The following is a 12,252-nucleotide window of genomic DNA, read 5'->3' as shown; positions in this document are numbered from 1 at the left end:
CGATGCATCTATTAAGGTTAAGATTCTTCTTTTTCATCTTCCTCTTCTTCTTGACGCTTCCTTCCTTTACCTACGTAGAAATTAGAAAGTAAAACACCAAGCTCAAAGAGCAAGTACATGGGCACTGCAAGTAGCGTTTGAGATAATACATCTGGAGGCGTTAAGAACATCCCGACGATAAATGCCCCTACAAGAATGTATGGACGTTTACGCTTAAGTGCCTCAGGGGTAGTGACCCCAGTCCAACACAGTAAGATAATGGCAATAGGCACCTCAAAAGCCGCACCAAACGCCATAAACAAAGTCATAACGAAACTAAGGTACTTACTGATATCAGGAATGAAGTTAACGCTATCTGGCGTTGTTTTAACAAAGAAGCCAAATGCTAGTGGGAAGACAACAAAATAAGCAAATGCCATTCCAAGATAAAATAAAAAGCTACTTGAAACCAGCAGAGGTAACATCAATTTACGCTCATGCTTATAGAGTGCTGGTGCAATAAATGCCCAGATTTGATAAAGAATAACAGGTATCGATACAAAAACCGAGACCATCATTGTCAATTTAATCGGGGTAAAAAATGTTGATGCCACATCAGTCGCACTCATTTGCGAACCCACTGGCAGCTTATCAATCAAAGGGGCCGCAACGAGACGGTAGATATCATTTGAAAAATAAGCAAGTGCAGCGAAGACAATTAAAACTGTTATTAAACAGTTTAATAGCCGTTTGCGAAGTTCAATGAGGTGGCTAATAAGTGGTTGTGTATCATTTACAGCCATGTGTTATTTTTCACTTTCGGTTTGATTCGAGTTTTTAGCTTTAGTATCTTGCGAGTCTGTTGTTGCTAAAGCGACTGGCTCATCAGTTTTTGCTGGTTCCTCAGTTTCAACTTCCTCAACAACAGCAGCCATTTTAGCCGCATACTCAGGATCTGGATCCGATTCTTGCGTCTGTTCAGCGCTGTTTTTCGCATCTTTGACAGCTGTATCATAGCTATCAGTGATTTCTTTAGCTTTATTTAACTCTGTTTCAATATCATTAGTTGTTGCTTGATAGCCACTTTTCAGTGACTGAGCTGCTGTCCGCAGTTCTTCCATAGACTGCTTCAGTTCAGGAGACAGCGCTTCTAGATTAGCTTTCTCCTCAACTTTTTTCAGCGTTTCTTGCAATTCCTGTAATTTCAGCTCTTGCGATAACTCATTTTGTACATTAGCAGCCATTGAGCGCATGGTACGAATCCACCCAGCAACGGTTCTCACCGCCACAGGTAAGCGCTCAGGCCCTAATACAACAAGACCGATGACAGCAACAAGCAACAGTTCACTAAAACCTATGTCAAACACGGTTTAACCCTGCTCTTTGTTTTTGCTCTCAACTGGGCTTTCTTTTTTCTCTGCAGCCTGTTGTTCCGTAATATTTTTAGTCGCAAAATCAGCATCTTGCTTTTCTTGTTCTACTTTCGCTTTTTCATCATCACTCATCGCTTTTTTAAAGCCTTTGAGTGATTCACCTAAATCAGAACCTAAAGAACGTAATTTTTTGGTGCCGAAAATTAAAATAATAAGCAAAGCAATAATAATGAGTTGCCAAGGACTACCAAAAGCAGCCATTGCAATAGTTGATTCCATTGTTAATACCTCTATAGTTTTGGGATCAATTGTTATTAGGTCTATTATATACAACCAACACAAAATACGGAAATGTTCACAGCCTTATAAACTTGTCGCAAAACAAAGTTTACTTAATTTTCGCCTGTTTTACACCAGCCAAACAACCACGATAAAGCACCAGCAGCCATAAACACTGCGGAAAGACGCGTTAAATCGGAAATAAAGAATAAACTGCCACAGAGGATAAATGTAGCCCCTATTCCTAATAGGTATTGCGATTTTCGCTGTTTATTTCGCTGACCTTTCAACTGCTGTGCAAGTTGTTCAATGTTTGACTGCAAGTACTTGTGTTGTTTCAGGGCACCATAAATTAAATCTGGTAGCTCAGGCATTTTTTCAGCCCAATAAGGTGCTTTTTCTTTCAATGCTTGTGTAATTGCAGGTAAGCCAACTTGGCTATGCACCCAATCCTCTAAAAATGGTTTTGCTGTTTTCCATAAATCCAACTGAGGGTATAGCTGCCGACCAAGACCTTCCACATACAATAATGTTTTTTGCAATAGTACTAACTGAGGTTGCACTTCCATATTAAAACGGCGCGCCGTATTAAATAAATTCAGTAGTACATGCCCGAAAGAGATTTCGGCTAATGGCTTTTCAAAGATAGGTTCGCATACTGTACGAATGGCGAATTCAAAATCCTCCACATTAGTATCTTGGGGAACCCAACCAGAATCGACGTGAAGCTCCGCAACTTTACGGTAATCACGATTAAAAAATGCAATAAAGTTTTCAGCTAAATAGCGCTTATCTTCTTTATTTAATGAGCCGACGATACCACAGTCAATACCAATATACAGAGGGTCTTCTGGGTGCTCATAACTGACAAAAATATTCCCAGGATGCATATCCGCATGGAAAAAGCTATCGCGAAACACTTGAGTGAAAAAGACCTTTACACCGCGCTCAGCCAACAGCTTCATATTGGTTCCCTGCGCTTTGAGTGTCGCAATATCTGATACAGGGATCCCATAGATACGTTCCATTACCATGACATTTTCACGGCAATAGTCTGGATAAACTTCAGGGATATACAGCATAGAGCTGTTTTCAAAGTTACGTCGCAGTTGAATAGCATTCGCCGACTCGCGTAAAAGGTTCAGCTCATCAATTAATGTTTTTTCATATTCACGGACCACTTCTTTTGGACGCAAACGGCGCCCATCAGGTAATAACGGCACCCAATTTGCGATACGGTACATGAGCTTAATATCCGCTTTGATAATAGGTAAAATATCTGGGCGAATAACCTTGATAACAACATCTTTGCCGTTTTCTTTTAAAATAGCCGTATGAACTTGAGCGATGGACGCGGATGCGAGTGCTTGCTCATCAAAATGATCAAACCATTGCTCCAGAGGCCCACCTAAAGAAGCCTCAATATAACCACGTGCTAATTTACCATCGAAGCTGGCAACTTTGTCTTGTAGTAAAGAGAGTTGGTCTGCGATTGCAGGTGGAAAGAGATCTCGGCGAGTCGATAACATCTGGCCAAATTTAATCCAAACGGGGCCTAATTCTTGTAATGCAAGACGTAATCTTTCACCAAGTTCTTTATCTTTGTGCTGATTCCTAATCCAAAAAAAACCCAAGCGACCAATACGAAGTGGCAACGTAAGTTTAATTTTGGGGATTAACTCATCTAATCCGTAAGAGAGAAAAACCCGAATAATGAAGTAAAGTCGTTTTAATTCACCGGGTGTCATTCTTCTCCTCCAGTTGGCTTAGCCGTTGTTCCAGCGTACTCATTGAGCTCTCAATTTGCTCAACCTCATCACTAAAATGCACGAGTTCAAGTTGGCTTGGCGCCATTTTCCACTCTTCAATCAGGGCATCTTTAACATACGTCTTTTGGCGTTTAACCAAATGAGTTACAAGGCAAACACCTTTATTTAGCAGCTTGCTCAACCCTTCCGCTGCTACATCGCCGATATACGGTGATAAATAGTGAGCTGGATTCCAAATCGCTAAATCGAGCAAAGAAGACCAATGTTGGACAATCTGCATATCCCCTTCAATCACGATATCACCGTGATTAATCAATTGAGATAATTGTTGTTTGTCTTTCAACTTCACTAAAGTGAACAGCGACGTTTTAATTGTACAATCTGCCGCTTCAGTCCATTCGCTCAGTACATCAACATGATTTTCCGCAAAAATCAGGGTCAGTGTTTTATTAAGCTCTTTTAACTCAATGGACATCACCTTACCCGCCAAACGCATCCTAGCAGGCTGCAGAACTTTCTCTTTAAACAGCATATGATTAAGAGAGGTTTCCATCATTGCTGTTATTAAAGAATACAAAACCGTATGTTGGATTTCGGTATGTGCTGATGCTGCTTCCATCTTAGAATTTAAACCCTTTGTGCAGTGCAACAATACCACCGGTCATATTTGTATAAGACACTTGTTCAAAACCGGCATTTTCCATCATCCCTTTCAAAGTTTCTTGATTTGGGTGCATACGGATTGATTCTGCTAAGTAACGATAACTATCTGGATCGTTGACAATAGCCTGCCCAATACGCGGTAAAATATGGAATGAATATGCGTCATAAGCTTTATTCAGTGGCTCAATAACGGGTTTTGAAAATTCTAAGACCAGCAAGCGACCGCCTGGTTTTAGCACACGAAACATTGAACGCAGTGCTTTGTCTTTATCGGTAACGTTCCGCAAGCCAAAAGAAATGGTAATACAATCAAAATAGTTATCTGGGAATGGTAGTTCTTCTGCGTTAGCTTGAACATAATTAACATTTCCCACAATGCCGAGGTCACGTAATTTTTCACGCCCCATTTTCAGCATGGAATCGTTAATATCTGCCAGAATGACTTCCCCTTTTTCACCCACCAAGCGTGAAAATTTTGCGGTTAAGTCCCCTGTTCCACCCGCAAGATCCAGTACACGCTGATTACGGCGCACACCGCTTGCTTCAATCGTGAAACGTTTCCAGATACGATGAATACCGAATGACATCAGGTCATTCATTAAGTCATATTTTGATGCTACAGAGTGAAAAACATTCGCTACTAAGCCAGCTTTATCCTCTTTGCCGACAGTGCGGAAACCAAAATCAATGGTTTCTTTCGTTGGTTCAGTCATTTCTCTTATGCCTGCTTATCATTCAAACTTTGTAGGAAGTGTAACAGCCTTTGAGGTAAAACCCTATTAGAAGTCTACGATTCAGCACAATTAGGTGAATCTGACCGCTCTACAAGTTGAGGCTCAATAGGTTGTTTTATCTCTACCCCAAGCTCCTTAAAACTTTCCGCTTGGCTAATCAAATTACCCCGCCCTTGAGCAAGGCGTTTCATCGCCGAATGGTAAGTATTATTCGCTTTATCAAGGCTGGTGCCTAAAACCTGCATATCATCCACAAATAAACGCAGCTTGTCGTACATTTTTGCTGCCTTATCTGCAATTTCTTGGGCATTTTGCCCTTGTCGCTCATAACGCCATATATTATTAATTGTTCGAACCGCCACTAGCAAGGTGGATGGACAAACTAACATAATATTTTGCTTTATTCCTTCATCGAGTAGCTCAGGGGCTTCTTTCAAAGCCAGCAAATAGGCTGGCTCAATAGGAATAAACATTAAAACGTAATCCAGTGAACGAATTCCTGGTAACTGATGATAATCCTTTCGGCTCAGCATTCGCATATGATTACGAATGGAAGCAACGTGGTTTTTTAATGCTTGTTGCTGCTCATGAGGGTCTTCACTATTGAAATAGTGCTCGTAAGACACTAATGACATTTTGGCATCGACAACCACATCTTTACCTTCAGGAAGGTGGATAATGACATCAGGTTGATAGCGGCTATTATAACCCGTATTAATACTGACTTGGGTTTCAAATTCGCTGCCTTCGCGCAAACCGGAAACTTCTAAGATACGGGTTAGAATAGTTTCTCCCCAATTACCCTGTATCTTGTTATCCCCTTTCAGCGCACGCGTTAGATTAACGGCCTCTTTGGTCATCTGATTGTTGAGCTGCTGCAACTGCCTAATTTCATAGGCCAATGTATGCCTTTCTTTCGCTTCTTCACCAAAACTTTGTTGAACTTGTTGGCGAAAACCATCTAATTGCTCACGAAAAGGCGATAGCATTGCGAGTAAGCTTTTTTGCTGCTGTTCTGAAGCACGACGCTCATTTTGTTCAAAAATACGATTCGCTAAATTTTCGAACTGAGTCGTTAAGCGTTGCTCACTGTTCTGTAAAATGCGTTGTTTTTCTTCGTTAGCAAGCTGATTTTGCTCTAACCGTGTGATGACTTCGCGTAATTCGGCCTCTTGTTCCCGGTTAATGTCACGTTGTGTACGAAGCTCTTGATCAAGCCTGTCATACTCCTCTTTCCACTGAGCAAGATGCACATTTTTTTCATCGCTGGCTGCAAGTTGGCGGTAAGCCTGTTGTAGCTCTTGATCTTTGTGCGCGATTTTTTGGGCAATAGAAAACCACGTCGCTAAACCACCGACTAAAATGCCACTCAACGCACCAATAACGGCATATAAAAGAGAGGTATCCACGATTAAATCCTTACTTTACAAAATCTAGTGTAAGGTAATGGGATACTGTATAAGTGTCCAGAGGTAATTTCATTTGCCGCCGTTTATTTGCGAGCCGCTTCGCAAGCCTAGCCTATCCAACTCGCAAACCATTTAAGACCAAGGGCTCCTGGGGCGAGTATGCCAAACGCCCAGATCATCGCAGAGGCAATATTGGCAAGTTGGAAATGGCGTTGAGGCATCGCACAGATCCCTGCAACCAAAGGGACGACGGCCCTCAATGGCCCGAAGAAACGGCCAAAAAAGATCCCCCAAATCCCCCATCGATCAAAAAAAACTTGCCCTTTATCAATCATTTGCGGATTACGGGAAATCGGCCACATCTTGCGTACGTTTTCTTTGTAATGAAAACCAAACCAGTAAGAAAGCCAATCGCCAAAAAAGGCCCCTAGCGCAGCAGCCAACCAAATAGGCCAAAAAACAATATTGCTTTCACCAATCAAAGCGCCAAGCGCAAGCAGTATCACTGTTGCAGGTAAAAGAAGTGATAAGAAAGCGAGAGATTCACCAAAGGCGAGAAAGAAAATAATGGGTAGCGCCCATACTTCATGTTCACGAGTAAAATCCGTCACAACGGTCACGATTTCATTGAGCGTCACGGTATATTCCTTCCATCAATGGTTAGATGTATTACAGTAGCGAAAAACGTATAAATCAAGATTAAACAGGACAATAAATTCAGCTGAGTTATGTGCTCATACCTTTATTCACACAACATCAGCCAAAGTAACATCTATTATTCGAGGAAGTGTTGCTGTAAGTCTTCACGTTGTTTCAGCCCTAAGCCAAAATCGGTTTCCAACCACTTATTCACATTACCATACTGTTTTTCAATGCTTTTTAAGGCTGTTTGTAGGAACTCTTCACGGACAGAATACACATACTCGAACTTTTTCACGATGCTATCACTCATGGTTTTTGCGTGTTCTTCCAGTAAGTGCTTACGATATGGCGCTAATGTTTCGTTAGTGAGTAAATAGTCTTCCATTACCGTTTCAAGATCAGCACCTAAAGCAAATAAAACCAACGCCGAGCCGACACCAGTGCGGTCTTTCCCGACGGCACAGTGCTGAACAATCCCCCCTTTTTCGGGTTGCTGTAGCATGTTCACCAATTGATGATATGCGGGGTTATTCAACGGTAATAATTCATACAAACGAAACATAAAGGCTTGTGGATCAAACTGTTCCAATATTTCTGGCGTGAGCTTATCTAAGTTTGCTGTCACTTCTTTGGCGAGCGGGTTTGCCGGAGCATGGACATAATGTGCACCTTGCCAAACAACATCAGGCTTAGCAATGATTTCAACTTCGTCACGATAATCAATAATTTGGAAAAGATTTTGTGATTGTAAAACCGACTCATCATCCTGAGTTAAGCGATCTAATGCCCCTGAACGGAACAGCACGCCAGGTTTGATTTTATTGCCATTTGATAGTTTTTTCCCACCTAAATCGCGGAAATTAATCCCCCCTTTCAGTGGAAGGACGGAAGGGTGAAGGTAAGGTGTTGTTGACATAATGATTCCTTTTTGCCCACAGCACACGTCTAAGTTGCAAATAAAGAAGATGCAACCCAAACGATTAAAGGGCACATAATATTGATAATTGTTTTTATGACAATAACAGATCTAATGAATAAGAGGATCACGTTATTTTCTGGAAATTCATTACAAACTGTTAAAAACTTGGCAGGATTATGATTCAAATAAATAATTTGAAGGGCAAACTAAGCCCGCCTATTGCCTTTCCACAACCGAGTGAATTTTAAATAGGCGAGCCAGTAAATCATTGATTACAGTAAACGACGTGCCGCTTCAACAACAATACTCAGCACATTACCTTCTGTTTTCTTCAGTAATGCTTCATTTGGGATTTCTTGTTGTGTACGATTAACAATCACCCCTGCAACCATACCTGCACGTAAGCCTTTGCTGCTTGAGCACATGGTCAGTAACGTTGCTGATTCCATTTCATAGTTCATAACGCCCATGTCTTGCCACTCTTTCATTGAGCCTCTGAAATGGCGCATTACACGACCAGTATAGGTATCATAACGCTCTTGGCCTGGGTAGAAAGTATCTGAAGAGGCTGTTACACCAACATGAACCGTTGCACCCGCATCTTTTGCCGCTGCAAATAATGCATTAGTACAATCAAAATCCGCCACTGCTGGGTATTCAAGTGGCGCAAAGTGCTGGCTCGCACCATCTAAGCGTACTGCACCTGTGGTGACTAATACATCACCCACATTAATATCTTCTTGGATTGCACCAGTTGTACCAATACGTAGGAAAGTACGGATACCTAATTGCGCGAGTTCTTCAACTGCAATAGAGGTAGATGGGCCACCAATACCTGTTGAGCAAACAATAACAGCTTTACCATCGAGCTCACCACGCCACGAAGTATACTCACGTAATGACGCAAGGTGTACAGGGTTATCCATCAGACGTGCAATTTTTTCAACACGGTTAGGATCCCCAGGAACAATCGCTACGGTTGCACCCTGTAAGTCACTTTTCTTTAAACCTAAGTGGAAAACGTCAGACATATCAAACTCCTTTACACAATGGCATCATTGAATTAATTAGCTACTATTAATATAGCGATAAGCACAAGTTAATTTAGTGACGAGTATCTCTTTTAATGAAAACATCATCATTTTATTTTCAATAAAACGTGATTTTAATCACAAAATAAAGGTGCCATATTGAGAATATGTTTAAGATGCAATCAGTATAGATGAATGTACCTGATTATCGAAAAAAAGCGCCTGTAAAGGCGCTTTGGATTGGCAGGTAAAGCTTAAAGTACAATTTTAGAGAATTACATCAAGGACAAGGACGCCAACTAAACCAATCGCCCACGCTATTGTTGTAGGTATAGACCAAACGATCATTTGTTGTTTTACGTCTTTAATCCCCATCATTCTGTTCACAACCCAATATAGGCTGTCGTTGAAATAACCGAAGAACAGAGACCCCATTGTTGCCGCTTGCGCCGCAACCAATAAGTTAATATCGGGTATTTGGCTGATGATTGGTGCAGATATGGATGCTGCTGTGATCATCGCTACCGTGCCAGACCCTTGAATTAAGCGCACTAATGTCGCGATAATAAAAGGAATTAGTACAGGTGTAATTGGTAAGTTTGCAACGTGCTCAGCAAGAATATTACCTGTCCCACTATCACGTAATACTGCGCCTAACGCACCACCAGCACCTGTCACTAACAAGATAATCCCAGCGGCTTGTAAGCCTTCTTCCATACGGTCGATGACTTCTTCTTTTGTTGCTTTTGGCATTAATGTGTATACCGATATCAACACACTAATTGATAAAGCAATAATTGGCGCACCTAAGAATTCAAATGTCTGAAAATACCAATTGCTTTCCATTCCTTGGAATGATTCAGTTTTTAAAATCAAGCCATTAATTGCATTGATAAAAATCAACAAGATTGGCGTGATAATCGGTAGTAAAGATAAAAATAAGCTTGGTAATGGTTTGTTTGCTTTTTCTTCCATGTAACGTGCATGAACTTCTTTCAGATCTTCACTGCCCGTTTCATCTGGCATAAACTCAGGATATTTAGTTCCTAACCATTTTGCATAAAAAACAATTCCGATTACACAAGGAATAGCGAGGCTCATTCCAGCCAGGATCATCGCCCCAACATCGACACCAAAAATACCAGCAACGCCTAAAGGGCCTGGTGTCGGAGGAACTGTATGGTGCGTAACAACTAAACCACCAGCCAGTGCAACACCTAAGGTTAATATGCTGCGCTTACCATTTTTCGCCAGCGCTTTTGCCAATGGATATAAAATGACGAAAGCGGAGTCAACGAAGATAGGGATACTGACAATATAGCCCGTAATTGCCAGTGCCCACTCCTCACGTTTTTTCCCTAACCATTTGATAAAGCTATAGGCGATTTGTTCAGCAGCACCTGAAACTTCCAGCACCCTTCCCATCATTACCCCGAGTCCGATAACAATACCGATGCTACCAAGTGTTGACCCAAAGCCTTTTGTAATGACTGTCACTGTCTCCGCTGCTGTTAAACCACCAGAAACACCCGCAATTGCCGCGGCAATGAGCATTGCCAATAACGCATGAACGCGCGTTCGTAATACGAGAAAAATCAGAACGAATATGGCCACCGCGAGGCCAATAACAGGAATATAGGACATAGGCTATCTCCTAATTAGACGAGCCGTGGTGGGTGATAAACGAACGGATCGCATCACCAAACGAGCCATCTGCACGGAAACCTAAATCCAATGCACGGCTAATATCAAATTTGCCTGGCCAACTCGCCACAATGCGATTAATGGCTTCATCGGGCTCAAAACGGATAAGATCAACCGTTTCTTGACCTGCAACATCACGTAATGCGTCAATCATTCCCTGAACCGTGACGGTGATGCCTGGCAAATTCACTGTCCGTGACTGGCCAAATTTTTCCGCAGGAATACTCACCGCATGAATAAAATTGTTAATCACCGTTTCTGGGCTTGATAACCATAATGCTAAGTCAGGTGAAACTGGACAAACGCTCTCAATACCATTTAATGGCTCACGAATGATGCCACTGGCAAATGAAGAAGCGGCTTTGTTTGGTACTCCAGGGCGAATACTAATTGTTGGCAAACGCATAACCCGTCCATCTATATAGCCTTTACGGGAGTAGTCATTCACCATTAACTCACACATCGCTTTTTGCGCGCCATAAGACGACTGTGGGTTCACAACACACAGATCAGTGATCACATCAGGTAATTGCCCACCAAAAACAGCTAATGAGCTGGTGAACATAAATTTAATTGCAGGGTTCTTCTCACGAGCAGCTTCCAATAATTGGCGCGTTGCTTCGAAGTTGACTTTCATGCCTAGGTCAAAATCGCTTTCAGCATGGCTGCTCACAATAGCTGCAAGGTGGAAAACCACATCCGTTTGCGCATCAATCAGTTCATTAGCTGCGCCAGTCTGGGTTAAATCCAACGCGACACAGGTCACTCTCGCATCTTCAACTGGCGATGTAGGGCACTGAATATCGGCTAAAACAAGGTGGTCAAATTTTAAACCCTGGCTATTTTTAAGCAAAGCAGCGGCTAGCTGCTGGCCCAGAAAGCCTGCGCCACCAGTAATAATAACTTTCATTGTAATTCTCCTTGCTATAGCCTTTTTCTGGCTATGCAGTTCTAGGTAAGATTATTTATGTTTTATGTCTTTATTAAATGAAGTTTTATGTTTTGTTCTGTTATCCGTTGCACCACATCGATGGGTAATCGATCATCACAAACAATGTCGTGCAACTGATTTAGAGGGCAAACACGGAACATGCCATACTTGCCAAATTTGCTACTATCTGAAACCAACACACAGCGTCGGCTTACATCTAGTAGCGTTTGTTTTATCTGTACTTTTTCCTCATGAGGTGTTGAAACACCATGTTGCAAATCCCATGAGCTGGTACTGATAAACGCAATATCCACATTCAAGGTTTGCAACATCATCGCGGCGGTATTCCCAACGCAAGAATGATTGCGTTTGTCCACTTGCCCACCTGTGTGGTAAAGGTTGAGCTGCGATTTATCCATCAAATACTGCATGATAGAAAAATCATTAGTGACAATCGTTAAATTAAAGCGTTCACCAAGGACACGAGCGATTTCAAATGTTGTCGTCCCCGCATCGAGGTACACAACTTGCCCATCCTCAACTAACGAACTGGCAAACTGGCCAATTTCACGCTTATGACGGTGATGCAATCGCGCCTTTTCACTCCAAGGTAGTTCTTGACGCAACACATCATTTAACTTAACGCCACCACTGATACTGAGCACCTTCCCTTCTTCTTCTAGCATCCGAATATCACGTCGTACGGTCATATGAGAGACATTCATAAGCTCAACTAAGTCACTGATCGACACAGTTTGGCGCTCATGTACGTAACGGTAAATAAAATCACGACGCTCAGAAGGGAGCATAGGTTCTCCT

The 12,252-nt window shown here is 42.0% G+C and carries 13 protein-coding genes; all 13 read right to left on the bottom strand.

All coding sequences use genetic code 11. The annotated features are described in order from the left end of the window. Nucleotides 1-17 precede the first annotated feature (17 nt). Nucleotides 18-782 carry a Sec-independent protein translocase subunit TatC gene (gene tatC, locus M1F05_RS02755; protein WP_206086349.1) on the bottom strand — a complete coding sequence of 255 codons (765 nt, stop codon included), beginning with the start codon at nucleotides 780-782 and terminating at the stop codon, nucleotides 18-20. 3 nt (nucleotides 783-785) lie between these two features. Next, entirely contained in the window at nucleotides 786-1,346 is a 561-nt protein-coding gene (tatB, locus tag M1F05_RS02750; protein ID WP_206086348.1) for a Sec-independent protein translocase protein TatB, read from the bottom strand. Nucleotides 1,347-1,349: 3 nt separating this feature from the next. After that, nucleotides 1,350-1,631, bottom strand: coding sequence for a twin-arginine translocase TatA/TatE family subunit (gene tatA, locus M1F05_RS02745; protein ID WP_206086347.1), 282 nt, complete (start codon nucleotides 1,629-1,631; stop codon nucleotides 1,350-1,352). 113 nt (nucleotides 1,632-1,744) lie between these two features. Then, on the bottom strand, nucleotides 1,745-3,379 hold the full coding sequence (gene ubiB / locus M1F05_RS02740; protein ID WP_206086346.1) for a ubiquinone biosynthesis regulatory protein kinase UbiB: 1,635 nt from the start codon (nucleotides 3,377-3,379) through the stop codon (nucleotides 1,745-1,747). Beyond that, nucleotides 3,366-4,019 carry an SCP2 domain-containing protein gene (locus M1F05_RS02735; RefSeq protein WP_206086345.1) on the bottom strand — a complete coding sequence of 218 codons (654 nt, stop codon included), beginning with the start codon at nucleotides 4,017-4,019 and terminating at the stop codon, nucleotides 3,366-3,368. The genes ubiB and M1F05_RS02735 overlap by 14 nt, the downstream gene beginning before the upstream one ends. 1 nt (nucleotide 4,020) lies before the next feature. After that, entirely contained in the window at nucleotides 4,021-4,776 is a 756-nt protein-coding gene (gene ubiE, locus M1F05_RS02730; protein WP_047756010.1) for a bifunctional demethylmenaquinone methyltransferase/2-methoxy-6-polyprenyl-1,4-benzoquinol methylase UbiE, read from the bottom strand. Nucleotides 4,777-4,850: 74 nt separating this feature from the next. Next, nucleotides 4,851-6,206 carry a DNA recombination protein RmuC gene (gene rmuC / locus M1F05_RS02725; protein ID WP_206086344.1) on the bottom strand — a complete coding sequence of 452 codons (1,356 nt, stop codon included), beginning with the start codon at nucleotides 6,204-6,206 and terminating at the stop codon, nucleotides 4,851-4,853. 107 nt (nucleotides 6,207-6,313) lie between these two features. After that, nucleotides 6,314-6,844 (bottom strand): DedA family protein, encoded by a 531-nt coding sequence (locus M1F05_RS02720; protein WP_206086343.1) that lies wholly within the window; start codon nucleotides 6,842-6,844, stop codon nucleotides 6,314-6,316. A 137-nt stretch (nucleotides 6,845-6,981) separates the two neighbouring features. Then, a complete protein-coding gene (locus M1F05_RS02715) occupies nucleotides 6,982-7,764 on the bottom strand; it encodes a tyrosine-protein phosphatase (RefSeq protein WP_206086342.1) in 783 nt (260 codons plus the stop codon). A 275-nt stretch (nucleotides 7,765-8,039) separates the two neighbouring features. Further along, the gene (gene udp / locus M1F05_RS02710; RefSeq protein ID WP_206086341.1) at nucleotides 8,040-8,798 is read right to left on the bottom strand and encodes a uridine phosphorylase; all 759 of its coding nucleotides are present in this window, start codon (nucleotides 8,796-8,798) and stop codon (nucleotides 8,040-8,042) included. A 267-nt stretch (nucleotides 8,799-9,065) separates the two neighbouring features. Continuing rightward, the gene (locus tag M1F05_RS02705) at nucleotides 9,066-10,442 is read right to left on the bottom strand and encodes a GntP family permease (RefSeq protein ID WP_004914902.1); all 1,377 of its coding nucleotides are present in this window, start codon (nucleotides 10,440-10,442) and stop codon (nucleotides 9,066-9,068) included. A 10-nt stretch (nucleotides 10,443-10,452) separates the two neighbouring features. Further along, the gene (gene denD / locus M1F05_RS02700) at nucleotides 10,453-11,412 is read right to left on the bottom strand and encodes a D-erythronate dehydrogenase (protein WP_206086340.1); all 960 of its coding nucleotides are present in this window, start codon (nucleotides 11,410-11,412) and stop codon (nucleotides 10,453-10,455) included. 62 nt (nucleotides 11,413-11,474) lie between these two features. Beyond that, the gene (locus M1F05_RS02695) at nucleotides 11,475-12,242 is read right to left on the bottom strand and encodes a DeoR/GlpR family DNA-binding transcription regulator (protein WP_206086339.1); all 768 of its coding nucleotides are present in this window, start codon (nucleotides 12,240-12,242) and stop codon (nucleotides 11,475-11,477) included. Nucleotides 12,243-12,252 lie beyond the last annotated feature (10 nt).

Source organism: Providencia sp. PROV252 (genome assembly GCF_033676005.1).
Taxonomy (GTDB): domain Bacteria; phylum Pseudomonadota; class Gammaproteobacteria; order Enterobacterales; family Enterobacteriaceae; genus Providencia; species Providencia vermicola.
This window is presented reverse-complemented; position numbering and strand designations above follow the sequence as displayed.

Excerpts from the sequence above, each read along its gene's own strand:
- M1F05_RS02695 (WP_206086339.1), bottom strand. The coding sequence starts at position 12,242 with ATGCTCCCTTCTGAGCGTCGTGATTTTATTTACCGTTACGTACATGAG.
- ubiB (WP_206086346.1), bottom strand. The coding sequence starts at position 3,379 with ATGACACCCGGTGAATTAAAACGACTTTACTTCATTATTCGGGTTTTT.
- ubiE (WP_047756010.1), bottom strand. The coding sequence starts at position 4,776 with ATGACTGAACCAACGAAAGAAACCATTGATTTTGGTTTCCGCACTGTC.
- tatA (WP_206086347.1), bottom strand. The coding sequence starts at position 1,631 with ATGGAATCAACTATTGCAATGGCTGCTTTTGGTAGTCCTTGGCAACTC.
- tatC (WP_206086349.1), bottom strand. The coding sequence starts at position 782 with ATGGCTGTAAATGATACACAACCACTTATTAGCCACCTCATTGAACTT.
- udp (WP_206086341.1), bottom strand. The coding sequence starts at position 8,798 with ATGTCTGACGTTTTCCACTTAGGTTTAAAGAAAAGTGACTTACAGGGT.
- denD (WP_206086340.1), bottom strand. The coding sequence starts at position 11,412 with ATGAAAGTTATTATTACTGGTGGCGCAGGCTTTCTGGGCCAGCAGCTA.
- M1F05_RS02735 (WP_206086345.1), bottom strand. The coding sequence starts at position 4,019 with ATGGAAGCAGCATCAGCACATACCGAAATCCAACATACGGTTTTGTAT.
- M1F05_RS02715 (WP_206086342.1), bottom strand. The coding sequence starts at position 7,764 with ATGTCAACAACACCTTACCTTCACCCTTCCGTCCTTCCACTGAAAGGG.
- M1F05_RS02705 (WP_004914902.1), bottom strand. The coding sequence starts at position 10,442 with ATGTCCTATATTCCTGTTATTGGCCTCGCGGTGGCCATATTCGTTCTG.